Genomic DNA, 17,177 nt, shown 5'->3' with positions numbered 1-17,177 from the left:
CCTGTTTTGAATGCCGCCCTAAGCATTCAATGCACGACCATAAGCGTCAAGCACACTTTCCTTCATCATCTCAGATAGGGTCGGATGCGGGAAAATTGTATGCATGAGCTCTTCTTCGGTCGTCTCAAGGTTCATCGCGACGACAAATCCCTGAATGAGTTCCGTCACCTCGGCCCCCACCATATGCGCGCCGAGAAGCTGTCCGGTCTTCTTGTCGAATATGGTCTTGATGAGGCCCTGGTCCTCGCCCAGGGCAATGGCCTTGCCGTTGGCGCCGAACTGGAACCGGCCGACGCGGATATCGTATCCAGCCTCTTTCGCGGCCGCTTCCGTCAGGCCGACGCTCGCCACCTGCGGGTCGCAATAGGTGCAGCCGGGGATCATGTTCTTGTCGGTCGGGTGGACACCCGGCACACCGGCGATTTTCTCAATGCAGATCACACCTTCATGTTCTGCCTTGTGTGCCAGCATGGGCGGACCCGCCACATCGCCGATCGCATAGATGCCCTCGACATTCGTCTTGCCGTATCCGTCGATGACAACGCAGCCGCGATCGGTCTTGACGCCAAGTGCCTCGAGACCGAGATTTTCGATATTGCCCTGAACGCCGACCGCCGAGATCAGCCTGTCGGCCGTGATCGCCTGGGTCTTGCCGTCCTTCGTCTCGACATGGGCGGTGATGCTGCTGGCCGCCTTGTCGACCTTCGTCACCTTCGCCTCGGTGATGATTTTCAGCCCGGCCTTTTCCAGTTGCTTGCGTGCAAGGCCGGATATCTCCGCATCTTCGACCGGCATGATGTTCGGCATCAGCTCGACAACCGTCACGTCGACGCCGAGCGCATTGTAAAAGCTGGCAAACTCGATGCCGATCGCGCCCGATCCCATGACCACCATGGATTTCGGTTGCTCCTGCGGCACCATCGCCTCGAAATAGGTCCAGATCAGCTTGCCGTCCGGCTCTATGCCAGGCAGCAGGCGCGGTCGCGCTCCGGTGGCGACAATGACGTGCTTTGCCTGATAGGTGCCCTCACCCAGCGTTTTCTTGGGCGCGGGATGCTGCGGCTCCATCGGCTTCTTGGAGGGCTTGCCGACAACAATCTCGGCAGGAGCGCCGCCTTTGGCGGCCTTGGTCAGTTTCGCCTCACCCCAGATGACGTCGACCTTGTTCTTCTTCATCAGAAATCCGACGCCGCCGTTGAGCCGCGCAGAGACACCGCGCGAACGCTGGACGACGGCCTGAATATCGGCCGTGACCTTGCCTTCCAGCTTCAGGCCGTAGCTGTCGGCGTGTTCGGAGAAATGCAGGATTTCCGCGGAGCGCAGCAGCGCCTTGGTCGGGATGCAGCCCCAGTTCAGGCAGATGCCGCCGAGATGCTCGCGTTCGACGATCGCCGTCTTGAAGCCAAGCTGCGCCGAGCGGACGGCCGTCACATAGCCGCCCGGACCGGATCCGATGATGATGACATCATATGTATTGGACACGATTCGTCTCCTGATTTCAGGGCATGGCCATGCCATGCCGGTCTTTCCACCGGTCTTCGCTCAAGCTGCCGGTCTTCAGTGACGCGGCCCGTTGTCGGGCCGCACGATTTTGTTCGCCGCCGCGCCCGGCGGCGTCGCATCAGGCCTTCCGCAGCGCAAAGCCCGTTAGCAGGAGGGCAACGCCATTAAAGGTCAGTTCGACACCCAGGAAGAGGCCCAGCACGGATGCGGCCGCCCATGGAAAATTCGAAAAGATAATGACGCCGAGAATGATGGAAAGTGCGCCGGAAAGCGCCACCCATCCCCATCCCGCGGCCGGACGCATCGACATGGAATAGGCGATCTTGGCCCCGCCCAGGAAGAACAGAAGCACACCGACGACGATCGTCAGCGATACCGCTCCCGCAATCGGATTACCGACGAGTACCGCTCCGACAAGCAGGCTCAGAATACCCATCCCGAGAGCCCACATGAAGCCGCCGGAGCCACGTGTCGAAAACGCCTGCATGATCTGTGCGACGCCGACGAAGATGAACATGAATCCGGCCAGGTAATCGACCGTCAAAGTTGCAGCGAACGGATTTGCAAAGCAGAAGAAACCGCCGATGATCGAGATGATGCCGATCGCGATCAGCCATCCCCAGGCTGCTTTCAGTTTCTCCACAGCCTCTTCGATGTCTTTTTTGTCAATCGGGTCCGCCATTGCCGTATCCTCTCCTCAGTTGGATGAAATGCAACAGCTATACCAGCATCGAGAAGGGATTTTCTACATATCCCTTGAACGCTGCCAGCAGCTCGGCGCCCAGCGCACCGTCGACGGCACGGTGGTCCGTGGACAGGGTAACGGACATCACCGTCGCCACCGCCAGTTCCCCGTCCTTGACAACCGGGCGTTGTTCGCCCGCGCCGACCGCAAGGATCGTCGCATGCGGCGGGTTGATGACAGCGGAGAATTCCTTGATGCCGAACATTCCGAGATTGGAAACAGCCGTTGTGCCGCCCTGGTATTCCTGCGGCATGAGCTTGCGTTCGCGTGCCCGCTTCGCCAGGTCCTTCATCTCGTTGGAGATAACGGAAAGCGGCTTGTTTTCCGCCTCGCGCACGATCGGCGTGATGAGGCCGCCCGGGATCGAAACGGCAACACCGACATCGGAATGCTTGTGGCGCACCATGTTGCTCTCGGTCCAGGACGAATTGGCTTCCGGCACATCGCGCAATGCCAGGGCCATTGCCTTGATGATGAAATCATTCACCGAAAGCTTGAAGGCCGGCTTGTCGTCGTGCACCGGCGCCGAGTCGTTGAGCTGTTTGCGCAGGGCCAGCAACCCGTCAAGCTTACATTCGATGGTGAGGTAGAAATGCGGAACGGTCTGCTTCGATTCCACCAGACGCTTCGCAATCGTCTTGCGCATATTGTCATGCGGGATCAACTCGTATGACCCCTCCTCGAACAGCTTCAGTGTCTGCTCGTCTGACGGTGCGGTCGCAGCCGGTGCCGTAGCAGGCGCCGATGCGGGCGCGGCCTTGCCGACACCGCCGGCGATGGCCGCATCGACGTCCCGGCGGATCACCCTGCCGTGCGGGCCGGTGCCCGTCACGGCGGCGATATCGATACCGGCATCCTTCGCGATACGGCGTGCAAGCGGCGAAGAGAAGACACGGTTCGCACCGGACTGCGGTGCTGCCGGTGCTGGAGCGGCCGGCGCGGATGCTGCCACTGCCGCTGCAGGCGCGGCTCCATCGGGTTTCGGCGTCTCCGAGGCGGCCGGTTCCGCCGCCGGTGCGGAAGCAGGCTCAGCGGCTGCGGGCGCAGCGCTTGCCGCCGCCGAAACATCCTCGCCTTCCTCTGCCAGGACGGCGATCGGCGCATTGACCTTCACGCCTTCCGTGCCTTCGGGAACCAGGATCTTTGCGACGACACCCTCATCGACGGCCTCGACCTCCATCGTCGCCTTGTCCGTTTCGATCTCGGCGATCACATCGCCGGAGGAAACGCTGTCGCCTTCCTTGACGAGCCATTTTGCGAGATTGCCTTCCTCCATCGTCGGGGAAAGCGCTGGCATTGTTATATTGATCGGCATTGTAACGCCTCCCCTCAGGCCGTGTAGGTGACGGCTTTGACCGCATCGACCACTTCGGCGACATTCGGCAGCGCCAGTTTTTCCAGATTGGCCGCATAGGGCATCGGAACATCCTTGCCCGCGACGGTCAGGATGGGCGCATCGAGATAGTCGAAAGCCTGCTGCATGACGCGCGTCGCGATTTCCGTTCCGACGGAGCTTTGCGGGAAGCCCTCCTCGACAGTCACAAGGCGGCCGGTTTTCCTCACCGACTCGATCACCGTCGGCAGGTCCATCGGACGAATGGTACGCAGGTCGATGACTTCAGCTTCGATACCCATACCGGACAGCTCATCCGCGGCCTGTTCCGCATAGGTCATGCCGATGCCGAAGGAGACGATGGTTACATCATTGCCGGCACGGTGGATACGCGCCTTGCCGATCGGCAGCACGAAATCGTCAAGTTTCGGCACATCGAATGTGTGGCCGTAGAGGATCTCGTTTTCCAGGAAGATGATCGGGTTGGGATCGCGTATCGCCGCTTTGAGCAGGCCTTTGGCATCGGCCGCCGTGTAAGGCATGATCACCTTGAGGCCCGGCACGTGGCTGTACCATGAGGCGTAGCACTGCGAGTGCTGTGCGGCAACGCGTGCGGCAGCGCCATTGGGGCCGCGGAAGACCACGGGCGCGTGCATCTGACCACCGGACATGTAGCGCGTCTTGGCTGCCGAGTTGATGATCTGGTCCATCGCCTGCATGGCGAAGTTGAAAGTCATGAATTCGACGATGGGCTTGAGGCCAGCCATGGCGGCACCGACACCGACACCGGCGAAGCCGTGCTCGGTGATCGGCGTATCGACCACGCGGCGTGCGCCGAACTCGTCGAGCAGGCCTTGCGTGACCTTGTAGGCGCCCTGATATTCGGCGACCTCCTCACCCATGACGAAAACGTCGTCGTCGGCGCGCATTTCCTCGGCCATCGCATCGCGCAGCGCTTCGCGCACGGTTGTCGGAACCATTTCGGTTCCTGCCGGGATATCCGGATCGGACGGCACTTCGGCGGCAGCGGGTGCGGCGGCGACCGGTTCCGCTGCGACGGGCGCCGGTGCTTCAGCCGCAGCGGGCGCAGGCGTCGCAGCGGGCTTCTCGGTTCCGATGTCCGAAGCGCTCTCTCCGTCACCGAGCAGCACGGCGATCACGGCATTGACCTTGACGCCTTCACTGCCCTCCGGCACGACGATCTTGCCGATCGTGCCTTCATCGACAGCCTCGACCTCCATCGTCGCCTTGTCGGTTTCGATCTCGGCAATCACATCGCCCGAAGCAACGCTGTCGCCCTCATTTTTGAGCCATTTGGCAAGCGTGCCCTCTTCCATGGTCGGTGAGAGCGCTGGCATAAGAATATCAATCGGCATTTCGTCTCCCCCCGGCTACGCCAGAATATCCGTGTACAGTTCCGACGGATCGGGTTCGGGATCCGTCTGCGCAAATTCCGCGCTGTCGGCAACGACATCGCGCACGCTCTTGTCGATCGCCTTCAACTCGTCTTCCGTTGCCCAGCCCTTCTCGAGCAGGCGCACCTTGACCTGTTCGATCGGGTCGTGCTCGGAGCGCATCTTCTGCACTTCGTCCTTGCTGCGGTACTTGGCGGGATCCGACATGGAGTGACCGCGATAGCGGTAGGTCAGCATTTCCAGAATGATCGGGCCGTTCCCCGAACGGGCGAATTCAAGCGCCGCTTCCGCTGCCGCGTAAACAGCCCGCACGTCCATTCCGTCCACTTGATAACCGGGGATGTTGAAGGAAACGCCGCGCTGCGAGAAATCAGTCTGCGCCGATGCGCGCGATACGGCCGTGCCCATGGCGTAGCGGTTGTTCTCGACGACATAGACGACCGGCAGTTCCCAAAGCTCGGCCATGTTGAAGCTCTCATAGACCTGACCCTGGTTGGAAGCGCCGTCGCCATAGAACGCGATGCTGACATTGCCGTTGTCCTTGTAACGGTTGGCGAAGGCGAGACCGGTGCCGAGCGGCACCTGCGCGCCGACGATGCCATGGCCGCCAAAGAAATTCTTTTCAAAGGAGAACATGTGCATCGAGCCGCCCTTGCCGCGCGAATAACCGCTGCGACGACCCGTGAGTTCGGCCATGACGCCGCGCGCCGTCATTCCGGCTGCAAGCATGTGTCCATGGTCCCGGTAACCGGTGATGAGCTGGTCACCGTCAATCATGGCATGCTGGATGCCGGTGATGACCGCCTCCTGGCCGATATAGAGATGGCAGAAGCCGCCGATAAAGCCCATGCCGTAAAGCTGGCCGGCCTTTTCCTCGAAACGGCGGATGAGAAGCATTTCACGGTAGACCGCGAGTTCCTTTTCCTTGTCGAATTCCGCAATCACCGTGCCGATAGCCGGCTTGGCCGATTTGCTGGACCTAGATTTCGCGGATTTCGATGCACCGGTGCGACGGCCGGCTGACGCTGCACTTTTGCGCGGGGCCATGGAGTCCTCCCATTTGTTCGTCGGCATTCACCTTACGGAATTGGAGAACAGCCAGCAAGGCCATAAATGCATAGCTTGTTTGAAACTTAAACTATTGTTATAAAACAAAAATATGCATATTAACTAGATAACAGTTAATTCAATTGAAATCGTAGATGACAATCTCGTTCGGCCGCGAGAGATTAAGCGTCTCTCGGGCTTGCTCGTCCAGCATGTCACGCACCACAGGGCCGCTCGACGGCAGCAATTTAACACGCTGTTGCAACAACTTACGCTCTTCGGTCAACGCCGAAAGACGCGCTTCCAACTCGGCCTTGCGGACCTCAAACCGTTGTGTCGCATTAAGCCCCCGATCGCCATTGATCGAGTGAAATCCGAAATAGCTGATAAATGCGATTGCAAATAGTGGAACCACCAGCCGGCCGGTGTTCCTGATCTTCTTCTGCCGTGTCGACATGTCGGACGCTACTTTACTCGATACACAACGCGCGCCCTGACCGCACATGGCCGAAGGCGGATACTGGGCGCTATTTATGGCGCAACATGTTTAATAACGTGTTATCGGTCCGCGATCGGAAACAGTGCGGCTTCAAGCAAAAAGGACGCCGGAAATGCCGGCGCCCCGCATATTGTTTCTACATCTTGATGATCATTCGGCGGCATCGAGCCGCACGCTGCCCGCGTCCGCGCGCAGACCGGCACCGCCGCGTCCCAGATGCTTCCGGTTCAGCAGCATCATCGTCCGGATCGTGATCAGTTGAACATAGACCAGCGGCGCAAGCAGGATGAAATAAGGTACGGAAAACTTCTCCACGATCCCGTTCCCGACAAGACCCGGGTGAATGAAGAACATGCCGAACACCATGAGCGCGACACCCGGGCAGATCAGGGCATAGGATGATGCGCTGATCTTTTCACCGTGAATGTAATCCGCGAAATAGTTCAGCCTGCGCAGCACGACGAGGCCGATCAGCCCGAACAGCATCTGCACCGAAAGCAGGATAGCAAGATTGACCAGCATATCCGGCGCCGCCGGTCCGCCCTCGAAAACGTGATGCAGCCCATGCGACAGCCGCACCATGGCAATGCCGCTCACCGTGATGATCGGAATGATGATCCACAGCGACGGAGAGCCCTCCTCGCTGACACCGTGCTCGAGCATGTCCTTGAAACCCAGAACCACCATGATCGTTCCCAGGACCGCCGCAGCGGTCAGGAAGAAGATCGACAATACCATGCCGGCGACAACCGTTGCCTGGACATGGCTCATGGCAGCCGGTGCCGCGAAACCCACACCGATCATCGACATGGCGAAGACGGCGACGAGCTGGCTGAGGCTGTTGTTGGCGGACCAGTCGAAGCGCCCGTCCACGAGAATGCGGCCGATATAGGACGCGAACATGGTAAGCGCCAGGACGGCAACGGCACCGAAGGCCGCCAGCGCGGCGGGGAACAGATATTCGACAACGCTCCAAAGGCCCGGGACGAACAATGCGCCGAGAATGAAGGCCACATTGATGCCCATCGACAGGGTCAGCGGGATCGCCATGCGCGTGACTTCAGCATTGCCGGCCATGAGCTTCCTAAAGGCAGCCGTCTTCCGGTAGGCGCGATAGGCAGCGATATTCCTGAACAGCAATCGATAGTGCTGGAACGCAAAATACAGGATACCCAGGAGCGCCACCGCGACCGGCGTCACAAGCATCGGATCGCCCGTCATGAACACCCGCGACAGTGTGGCAAAGGTCGGGATCGGAGATTCCGGATGCGGCAGCATGAACATCAGATAGATGAAGAAGGACACCGCCAACCCGCCATTGCCGAGCGACGCAAGGAAATAGAGCGGATTGTAGGGACCATTGAAACGGGAGGTATTATCCATGGCGGACTCCATGATGAGAGCTTCGGAGCGCCCCGACCGTATCGCCGGCGGAGCATGGGATACCATCCGTATATAACCTTTATATTAGCATATTGTTAGATTCTAATATAATGGTGCGACCTTTTGCCCCCTGACAGTATTCAACAGGGGCCTAAATGAAAACGGCCTCCCGAAAGGAAGGCCGCCAACGATCGCCGAGCGCTTTCCGTGGCTTCAACTGCGCAGCATGCTGCGCCCGGCATAGCTTGCCTGGCTGTCCAGCTCTTCCTCGATACGGATAAGCTGGTTGTATTTGGCAAGCCTGTCGGAGCGGGCCAGCGACCCGGTCTTGATCTGCCCGCAATTGGTGGCAACGGCCAGATCGGCGATGGTCGCATCCTCGGTCTCGCCCGAGCGGTGCGACATGACCGCCGAATAGCTGGCCTTGTGCGCCGTTTCCACCGCATCCAGTGTTTCGCTGAGCGATCCGATCTGGTTGACCTTGACGAGGATGGAATTGGCGACGCCCATCTTGATGCCGTCGCGCAGGCGCGCTGAATTGGTGACGAACAGGTCATCGCCGACGAGCTGGCATTTCGATCCGACCTTGTCCGTGAGGATCTTCCAGCCGTCCCAGTCGTCCTCGGCCATGCCGTCCTCGATGGAGATGATCGGATATTTGTCGACAAGCTCAGCGAGGTAGTCGGCCATGGCGCCGGGCTCCAGCGTGCGCCCCTCGCCCTCCAGTACGTAGTTGCCGTCCTTGAAGAATTCGGTGGAAGCACAGTCGAGCGCCACGAACATGTCTTCGCCCGGTGCATAGCCGGCTTTTTCGATCGACTGCATGATGAAGTCGAGTGCCGCCGGCGCGCTCGCAAGACCGGGTGCAAAGCCGCCCTCGTCGCCGACATTGGTGTTGTGGCCCTGCGCGGCCAGTTCCTTTTTCAGCGTATGAAACACTTCCGAGCCCATGCGCACCGCGTCCCTGAGGGACTCGGCGCCGACCGGCATGATCATGAATTCCTGGAAATCGATAGGATTGTCCGCATGCTCGCCCCCATTGATGATGTTCATCATCGGAACGGGAAGCACGTGGGCGTTCGGCCCGCCGACATAGCGGTAGAGCGGAAGGCCGGCGGCCTCGGCCGAAGCCTTGGCGACGGCAAGGGAGACACCCAGAATGGCATTGGCGCCCAGCTTGCCCTTGTTCGGTGTGCCGTCGAGTTCGATCATCGTACGATCGATATGGATCTGGTTTTCGGCTTCGAGGCCGGCAAGTTCCTCGAGGATCGGGCCATTGACCGCTTCAACGGCCTGCAGGACGCCTTTTCCGAGATAGCGCGGCCCGCCATCGCGAAGCTCGACGGCTTCGTGGGCACCGGTGGATGCGCCGGATGGCACGGCCGCCCGGCCGAATGAGCCGTCTTCAAGAAGCACATCGACCTCAACGGTCGGATTGCCGCGGCTGTCCAGAATTTCTCGGCCGACGATATCGACAATAGCTGTCATGACACAGATCCTTGTGGAGCAGGTTTTGGGAGTTTCGCTGCCCTTTTATGCAACCACGCGAAAAACGCAACGTCGGAACGTGTTTTACCGCGCTGTTACGGCCGTCAACTGCCCTGTTCGAAGGCGAAGAAAGCACCCTGCCCTGCTGCCTCGGCAACAACCAGCCGACCCGCAATGAACGCGTAGGCGATCTCCCGGTCTTTCAGCCTCTGTTCCATCGCATCGAGATCGGCAGTTGCAAACACAATGCCACGCAGCCGCAATCCGCGCGCATGGGTGCCACCCGCAACACCGAAAAAGCCCTTGAGACCTGCCGAATTCAGCGCCACGACATCGGCGTTGGCGGCGGCCAGATCGACCCCGAAAGAGTGCGCGTTGACTTCCCGCTGGCCGACCACCTGTTGGAGCAGGTACTGAAAATCACTCGGATTCTGTTCCGAAAGCACCACCTGGCGGATACCCGTGACGCCGTTTTCATGTGTCTCCAATACGCTGCGATCCACATCAGGCGCATTTTTCCGCTCACAGGTGAAGAAGAAGACGTCCGGCGCCCGCAGGTCGGCGGCGAAGGCCAGTTCGAAACCTGCCATGGAACGTGCGCCGTCCGGCGTCTCGAAGGGGCGTGAAAATTCCAGGTTCAGACCGGCGCTGATGCCCGCCTTGAGAAATTGCCGCCTGTCCTCCTCGGCCTTGTCCGTGCCCATCACAAGCGCCGAGAAGCCCTCCTCTCCCCGGCGGAACCGGTAAGCCTGATCGCGCATGACAAACACATTGCCGTCGATCGCCGCATGCTCGCAAAGTTCCCGCTGAGCGACGCTGAGCGGCTCCAGATAGGTACCGTCGGCGAAAAACACACAGGCATTGGCCGTGCCGAACGGGTGCCGCGCCTCCGGCGCGACAGTGAAGCCCAGCAGTGCGAGACGGGTTCTGGCCGCTTCAAGATCGGCGGTCGGCAATACGAGGTGATCGACGGAACGCGGTTTGTCCACCTGGGTCTCCCATATGCAATGATTGCCGGCGCAACTTATCCAATTGCGGTGCGGAGTGAAATCGCTATTCGACCGGAAGTCCGGAAACCGCAAAAGATGCGCTGTAGCCGGATGCGTCCAAAAGGCAATACTCATTGGCAAGTCACTGCGCTATAAACAGCCATGGGGCCGCAATAATGCTCCGGAAGAACGCAGGACATCGATCCACGCATGAACATTGCTGAAGGCTCCGCATCCCCCGAAGGGAATACCGTCGAGACTGTCGTGGTTCGCTTTGCCGGCGATTCCGGCGACGGCATTCAGGTGATCGGCTCACAGCTCGGCCTTGCCAGCGCCATGTCCGAGAACGATCTCGGCACATTCCCTGAATATCCGTCGGAAGTGCGGGCGCCGGTCGGAACGACCTATGGGGTTTCCGCCTACCAGGTGCATTTCGGCGGCCGGCCCATCAAGACGATCGGCGACGAGGCCGACATGCTCGTCGCCCTCAACCCCGCCGCACTCACCACCAATCTCGATATCCTGAAAAAGGGCGGAACCGTCCTTGTCGACGCCGGCACGTTCTCCGAGCGCAATCTGGAAAAAGCAGGCTACAAGGCCTCCCCGCTCGAAGACGGCACGCTGGATGGCTACCGGGTCATGGCCCCGGACATATCGAAACTGACACTTGAAAGTGTCGCCGATCTCAGCCTCAACAGGAAGGCGTCGCTACGCTGCAAGAATTTCTGGGCTCTTGGCCTCGTCTACTGGATGTACGGGCGTGACCGCCAGCCCACCATCGCGTGGCTGAACCGCAAATTCGCCGGCAATCCGGATGTCGCCAAGGCCAACATCGCGGCGCTCAACGCCGGCCACGCCTATGGCGAAACGGTCGAGGCGACGGCGCAGGAAGTCGCCCGCATCGAGCCGGCGCCCGGCATATACAGTTTCGTCACCGGCTATGAGGCGCTCGCCTGGGGGCTTGCCACAGCCGCCGAACTGGCGAACCGCAAGCTCGTCTTCTCTTCCTATCCGATCACGCCGGCCTCGCCCCTTCTGCACACGCTGGCCAGGCTTTCCGACACCGGTGTCACCACCTTTCAGGCAGAGGACGAGATCGCGGCCACCTGCGCGGCGATAGGCGCATCCTTCACGGGCGGCCTGGGCGTGACTTCGAGTTCCGGACCCGGCATTGCCCTGAAGCAGGAGGCCATGAGTCTTGCCGTATCGGCGGAGTTGCCGCTGATCATCGTCAACACCCAGCGTGCCGGCCCGTCGACCGGCATGCCGACAAAGACCGAACAGTCCGATCTCAACCAGGCGCTTTACGGCCGTCATGGAGAAAGTCCGCTTGCCGTCCTTGCCGCCGGCTCGCCCGCCGAGTGCTTCGAAATGGCGATCGAGGCAGCCCGCATCGCCCTGACCTACATGACACCGGTCATCCTGTTGTCCGACGGCTTTGTCGCCAATTCGTCGAGCCCCTGGATATTGCCGGATATTGACGCGTTGCCCCGGATAAACGTCGCCAACCACACGGATGCGGAAAGTTTCAATCCCTTCGAACGCGATCCGGAAACACTGGCGCGAAGCTGGGCGATACCGGGAACGCCGGGCTGCGAACACCGTATCGGCGGCATCGAAAAGGATTATGCGACAGGGCACATTTCCTACGAGCCGGAGAACCACCAGAAGATGACGGATGTCCGGTCCGGCAAGATCGCCGGGATCGCCAAAACGATCCCGCCGCTGGAGCCGGATCAAGGACCGCCAGAGGGCGATCTCGCAATCGTCGGCTGGGGGTCCACCTACGGCCCGATCTCCAGAGCCGTGAACAATCTGCGCGCCCGGAACTACCGCGTGTCCCATATCCACTTGCGGCATCTGAGACCTTTTGCGCCGAATCAGGACGAATTGCTGGCCGCCTTCAGCTACGTCCTGGTTCCTGAAATGAACACGGGCCAACTCGCCGGGCTACTTCGCTCGGAGGGGTTCGGCAATGTCGAATCACTGAGCAAGATGACGGGCAGGCCATTCCAGGTATCGGAGATAGAGGAAGCCGTGCTGTCCCGTTTGGAGTCGAGCGATGAATGAACAGGTGACACAAGCGAAACTGACCGCCGCCGATTTCGCCACCGACCAGGAGGTGCGCTGGTGTCCGGGCTGCGGTGACTACGCGATCCTGAAAGCGGTGCGTACCGTGCTTGCCGAGGTCGGCGCCCGCCGCGAAAACACCGTCTTCGTGTCCGGGATCGGCTGCTCCTCGCGGTTTCCCTACTATATCGACACCTACGGTTTTCACACCATCCATGGGCGCGCGCCGGCGGTTGCGACCGGCATGCTGCTGGCAAATCCCGATCTCGATGTCTGGATCATCACCGGCGACGGAGACGGCCTTTCCATCGGCGGCAATCATCTCCTGCATATCCTGCGACGCAATCTCAATTGCCAGATCCTGCTCTTCAACAACGAGACCTATGGCCTGACGAAAGGCCAGTATTCGCCGACATCGCACCTGGCGACACGCTCCCCCTCCTCACCCGGCGGCAGCATCGACAATCCCGTCGATCCGGCGAGTTTCGCGCTGGGCTGCGGCGCACGTTTCGTGGCCCGTGGCGTGGACACCCAAATCGGGCAACTCACCGAAGTGCTCAAGGCCGCCTACCATCACGAAGGTGCGGCATTCGTCGAGATCTTCCAGAATTGCATCGTTTTCAACGAGGACGTTTTCGACGGCTTCACCGCCAAGTCCAATGTCGCCGAACATCAGTTGCAGGTCGAACCCGGCAAGCCGCTTGTCTACGGAGCCGACGACAGCCGTGGTCTGGTTTTCGATGCCGCCGCGCTTGGTCTGCGCACGGCGGAGCTGGGCAGCGATTCGGAAGCGGATGTCCTTGTGCACGATCCCGCCAACTACAATCTGGCAACGGCCCTCGCCCGCATGAACAATCCGGAATTCCCCATGGCAACCGGCGTGCTTTACGACAATCCGGGCCCGGTCTATGCGGCCGCCGCTGATCAGTCCGGCAGCGATGGCAATGCGCGGTCATTGATGGACGCCATGCGCGCCGGGTTCAGTTGGAAAGTGGCCGGCAAAGAACAATAAGCCGAAGCTCAGGAGCCTGCCGCTTCTCCGTCTGAGAGCTGAGCGAGCCTGAGGCTTTCCGCAAACGGACATTCCATATCCGGATTAGCAGCGCGGTAGAGCGCAAATTTGCAGTGGGCGACCAGTTCGGCCTGAATTCGCGCCTGAATATCAGGGTCCTTGGTCAACAGAACCAGATCGCAAAGAACGCTGAGAATGTTGATCACGGTCTTGCGCGTGACCTCGATCTGCGAATCGCTGATATCGGGAATCTGCTGCCGGATGAATGCACTGACCATGTCCCCGGTGAACTCGTCGACGGTTGCCTCGTTTACACCCGGCGGCTTGTTCACGACGGAGAATCGCAGCAGCTGGATATAGCCCGGCTGGGCTTTGGCGCTTTCGATGTATATTCCGATGATCTCCGCGATGGGGTCGTCCGCGGGTTCCGACATAACCTTGAAGAATTCACCGGCCAGTTTGGCCGCCAGGCGCTCGAACATTCTGACCTCGGCGGCGATAAGCAATTCCGTGCGGTTTCCGAAATACTGGTAGATCGTGCCGACAGCCAGGCCCGTACGCTCGGCAATCTGTGTCGTAGTGAGATCCTCGATGCGCAATTCGGTCACGAGCTCCTCGACCGTATCGAGGATCCTGTCGACCTTTTCCTTGGCGCGTTTCTGGCGCGGCTTGCGCCGTGTTTCCGTCATCATCGCCAAACGATCCCCGCCTCTCCGGCGGGCCTGAAAAACGATATTCTCAAAATGTGAACAATTCTCATGTTTATTGCCAATCGCTGAATCTCATGGTACGACCTTACACCATAGTTTCCTGGGGAGGAGCAGATAGTGAGCTGCAAATTTTGCGTTTTCAGCACTTTGCCGCTCCTATTTGTCCTCACCACCGCCGCAATCGCAACAGACGACATTCACGTCGTCCCTGGACCGAATGCGGCGGAGGAGCTCCAGGAAGCGCTGATCACTGCCGAACCCGGCAGCACGATCAGCTTGGCCGAGGGCACGTTCAACCTTTCGGACGGCCTCTCACTCGACGTCCCGGATGTTACCGTCCGGGGTGCCGGAATGGGCAGGACCGTCCTCTCGTTCGGGGATCAAAAGGCCGGGGGCGAAGGCTTTCTGATCACATCTGACAACATAACGCTTGAAGACTTTGCCGTTTTGAATGCCAGGGGTGACGGCATAAAGTCGAAAGGTGCCGATCAGATAAGCTACCGCCGGATCCGCGTTGAGTGGACCGGCGGCCCGAACGAGAAAAACGGTGCCTACGGCATTTATCCCGTTGAATCGAAAAACGTTCTTGTCGAAGATTCTGTCGTGCGAGGTGCCTCGGATGCGGGCATCTATGTCGGCCAGTCGGAGAACATTGTCGTGCGCAATTCGACCGCCGAGTACAATGTTGCCGGTATCGAGATCGAGAACAGCAAATTTGCCGATGTCTACGGCAACACCGTAACCCGCAACACCGGCGGCATCCTGGTTTTCGACCTTCCCAACCTGCCCGTCATGGGTGGTCATTCCGTCAGGGTGTTCAAGAACCGTGTGATCGACAACGACACGCCGAACTTCGCACCGGAGGGCAATATTGTCGGCATGGTCGCCAAGGGAACCGGCATCATGGTGATGGCCAACAGGAATGTGCACGTCTTCGACAATGTTCTGAAGAACAACGGCACGGTGCATGTCCTCATCGCAACTTATCCTAACGAGTTTGACGACGACAACTATGTCCCGCATCCAAGGGGCGTCCTGGTACGTGACAATACCTATGGAGAGGGCGGAGCCGAACCGGACGGTGAAGTCGGAAAGATCATATCCGACGTTACCGGAAAACCGGTGCCAGACATCGTCTGGGACGGTGTTGTGCCGCTCACTGAGTGGCTGAGCTGGACCGCCGCGGAAGACCGTATCTATATCAACGAGACGGACGGCACCACATTCGCCAATCTCCTGATGATCCAGAACACGCTCTATCCATGGTCAACATCCCCGGATCGTGACATTGCCGATTATGCCGGGGCACTGCCCGAACCGAAGGAAGTGGCTCTGCCTCAATTGCAGGGACAATAGCCCGCAACAAGTGACCGCCCGGAACTTGACATGATCGTCCGCGCCTTGCTGGCAACTGCGCTTTGGCTGACAGCCTTGTCCCATGCCTGGGCCGACACGGTCGACGACGCCGCATTGATGGCCTCAAAGCCGGCCCGCATGCTTTCCGAATACGGATTGTTTATCGACCTCCGAAACCAGGTCCCGAATGTCGGCGTTCTGCCCTACGACCTGGTAACGCCGCTTTTCACCGACTACGCGTCCAAACTCCGTTTCGTTTACGTACCCGGCGGAAAGAGCGCTCGATACAGCCAACGCGAGGTCTTTGAATTTCCGGTCGGAACCGTACTCATCAAAACCTTTGCCTATCCTTCCCATCTTGACCGGCCGGATGAACAAATCCGATTGATCGAGACGCGGCTTCTGATCCGGCAGGAAAATGGCTGGAAGGCTTGGCCCTATGTCTGGAACGAGGAGATGACGGATGCACGGCTGAAAATCGCCGGTAAACGCATGTCCATTTCATTCGCGCGCGCGGACGGATCACAGCTGGATATCGACTACGCGGTGCCCAACGCGAATCAGTGCAAGGGCTGCCATGCGCTGAACGGCGAAATCACGCCGGTCGGCCCCAACGCGCGTAACCTCAATCGTGACTATGATTATGGCGGCGCGGTCAAGAACCAGATCAAGATGTGGTCCGACCTCGAACTGCTGAAGAACGCGCCGGACGCGAGCGAACTGCAGCGCGCCACGGATTGGAGTGACCGCAACGAACCGATCGATGAGCGCGCACGCAGCTATCTGGACGTGAATTGCGCCCACTGCCACCGCAAGGAAGGGCCCGCAAGCAATTCCGGGCTGTTTCTCACGGCCTGGGAGGAAGACAGGACCGCCTGGGGCTACCGCAAGCGCCCGGTTGCCGCCGGACGCGGATCGGGCGGCCTTGACTTCGATATCGAGCCCGGCAATGCGGAACGCTCGATCCTGCTATACCGCATGCGCAGCAGCGACCCGGCCATCATGATGCCGGAACTCGGCCGTTCGCTGGTTCACGAAGAAGCGGTTGAAATGCTGGCAGAATGGATCAACGGCCTGAATTAGAGATATTGGCCCGTCGTCATTCGGGCCGGGATATCCGCCTTGCGATACGGCACCGATTCCTTCTTTTGCAGATCCTTTCAGCCCGGCCTCAATCGCAACGAAACGACTTTCGGAAGACTTGAGGCCCCCGCACCGCGAGGCCGACTTGAGGTCTTTGGCAAGCTCCGACACAACGCCAGCTTGTCCAACCAAACAAACGCCGAAACGCTCCGCAGGCAATAGAACCGATTCCGCATTGTTCGCACGTACTTCTATTTGGCTTACGCAGCCCATGCGCAACTATAGGGTATGGCTCGTAAGGTTTGATTAACCAATAATTGCACAATATTTGATTGCATAAAATTAAAAATACAACCCAGAAAAATTGTTTTTGACCCGAATATTTCACACAAAGGTGCGTCCGATGAATTCGAATCGCGCGACAACGAATTTTGGCAATCTCATCTTTGCACTGGTTCTGAGCATCGCGCTCATACGTTCTCCCGGTAGTGGTGCCAGAGCCGATATCATTGTCGATTCCAACAATTCCGAAGGCCAGTCACAG

The 17,177-nt window shown here is 59.5% G+C and carries 14 protein-coding genes; 4 read left to right on the top strand and 10 right to left on the bottom strand.

Annotation, left to right across the window (positions count from 1 at the left end):
• Positions 1-18 precede the first annotated feature (18 nt).
• The 9 genes from lpdA to OOZ53_RS00030 all read right to left on the bottom strand — a co-directional run bounded on the left by lpdA (position 19) and on the right by OOZ53_RS00030 (position 10,402).
• The gene (lpdA, locus tag OOZ53_RS00070) at positions 19-1,482 is read right to left on the bottom strand and encodes a dihydrolipoyl dehydrogenase (RefSeq protein ID WP_271087234.1); all 1,464 of its coding nucleotides are present in this window, start codon (positions 1,480-1,482) and stop codon (positions 19-21) included.
• 139 nt (positions 1,483-1,621) lie between these two features.
• Entirely contained in the window at positions 1,622-2,185 is a 564-nt protein-coding gene (locus tag OOZ53_RS00065) for an HdeD family acid-resistance protein (RefSeq protein WP_271087233.1), read from the bottom strand.
• Positions 2,186-2,222: 37 nt separating this feature from the next.
• Entirely contained in the window at positions 2,223-3,563 is a 1,341-nt protein-coding gene (locus OOZ53_RS00060) for a pyruvate dehydrogenase complex dihydrolipoamide acetyltransferase (protein ID WP_271087232.1), read from the bottom strand.
• Positions 3,564-3,577: 14 nt separating this feature from the next.
• Positions 3,578-4,957, bottom strand: a complete 1,380-nt coding sequence (locus OOZ53_RS00055) for a pyruvate dehydrogenase complex E1 component subunit beta (RefSeq protein WP_271087231.1) — start codon at positions 4,955-4,957, stop codon at positions 3,578-3,580.
• Positions 4,958-4,972: 15 nt separating this feature from the next.
• Entirely contained in the window at positions 4,973-6,043 is a 1,071-nt protein-coding gene (gene pdhA, locus OOZ53_RS00050) for a pyruvate dehydrogenase (acetyl-transferring) E1 component subunit alpha (RefSeq protein ID WP_271087230.1), read from the bottom strand.
• Between the two features lie 139 nt (positions 6,044-6,182).
• The gene (locus tag OOZ53_RS00045) at positions 6,183-6,500 is read right to left on the bottom strand and encodes an FtsB family cell division protein (protein WP_271087229.1); all 318 of its coding nucleotides are present in this window, start codon (positions 6,498-6,500) and stop codon (positions 6,183-6,185) included.
• A gap of 192 nt (positions 6,501-6,692) precedes the next feature.
• Positions 6,693-7,925 (bottom strand): TsoY family (seleno)protein, encoded by a 1,233-nt coding sequence (locus OOZ53_RS00040; protein WP_271087228.1) that lies wholly within the window; start codon positions 7,923-7,925, stop codon positions 6,693-6,695.
• Between the two features lie 213 nt (positions 7,926-8,138).
• Positions 8,139-9,413, bottom strand: coding sequence for a phosphopyruvate hydratase (gene eno / locus OOZ53_RS00035; protein ID WP_271087227.1), 1,275 nt, complete (start codon positions 9,411-9,413; stop codon positions 8,139-8,141).
• A 104-nt stretch (positions 9,414-9,517) separates the two neighbouring features.
• The gene (locus OOZ53_RS00030) at positions 9,518-10,402 is read right to left on the bottom strand and encodes a VOC family protein (protein ID WP_271087226.1); all 885 of its coding nucleotides are present in this window, start codon (positions 10,400-10,402) and stop codon (positions 9,518-9,520) included.
• Between the two features lie 210 nt (positions 10,403-10,612).
• Here OOZ53_RS00030 and OOZ53_RS00025 point away from each other — a divergent pair, with 210 nt between their 5' ends.
• Positions 10,613-12,472: a 2-oxoacid:acceptor oxidoreductase subunit alpha gene (locus tag OOZ53_RS00025; RefSeq protein WP_271087225.1), complete on the top strand. Its 1,860-nt coding sequence runs from the start codon at positions 10,613-10,615 to the stop codon at positions 12,470-12,472.
• Positions 12,465-13,484: a 2-oxoacid:ferredoxin oxidoreductase subunit beta gene (locus tag OOZ53_RS00020; protein WP_271087224.1), complete on the top strand. Its 1,020-nt coding sequence runs from the start codon at positions 12,465-12,467 to the stop codon at positions 13,482-13,484. Before OOZ53_RS00025 ends, OOZ53_RS00020 begins: the two co-directional genes overlap by 8 nt.
• 8 nt (positions 13,485-13,492) lie before the next feature.
• On the opposite strand, the gene OOZ53_RS00015 is transcribed toward OOZ53_RS00020, so the two are convergent.
• Positions 13,493-14,176: a TetR/AcrR family transcriptional regulator gene (locus tag OOZ53_RS00015; protein ID WP_271087223.1), complete on the bottom strand. Its 684-nt coding sequence runs from the start codon at positions 14,174-14,176 to the stop codon at positions 13,493-13,495.
• 135 nt (positions 14,177-14,311) lie between these two features.
• Here OOZ53_RS00015 and OOZ53_RS00010 point away from each other — a divergent pair, with 135 nt between their 5' ends.
• Together OOZ53_RS00010 and OOZ53_RS00005 are read left to right on the top strand one after the other, a co-directional pair.
• On the top strand, positions 14,312-15,550 hold the full coding sequence (locus tag OOZ53_RS00010; RefSeq protein WP_271087222.1) for a parallel beta-helix domain-containing protein: 1,239 nt from the start codon (positions 14,312-14,314) through the stop codon (positions 15,548-15,550).
• 30 nt (positions 15,551-15,580) lie between these two features.
• On the top strand, positions 15,581-16,633 hold the full coding sequence (locus OOZ53_RS00005) for an SO2930 family diheme c-type cytochrome (RefSeq protein ID WP_271087221.1): 1,053 nt from the start codon (positions 15,581-15,583) through the stop codon (positions 16,631-16,633).
• Positions 16,634-17,177: the final 544 nt, after the last annotated feature.

This window comes from Allohoeflea poritis (assembly GCF_027889715.1).
Lineage (GTDB): Bacteria > Pseudomonadota > Alphaproteobacteria > Rhizobiales > Rhizobiaceae > Hoeflea_A > Hoeflea_A poritis.
Note: the sequence above shows the minus strand (reverse complement) of the source record. Positions and strands in the feature narration are given on the sequence as shown.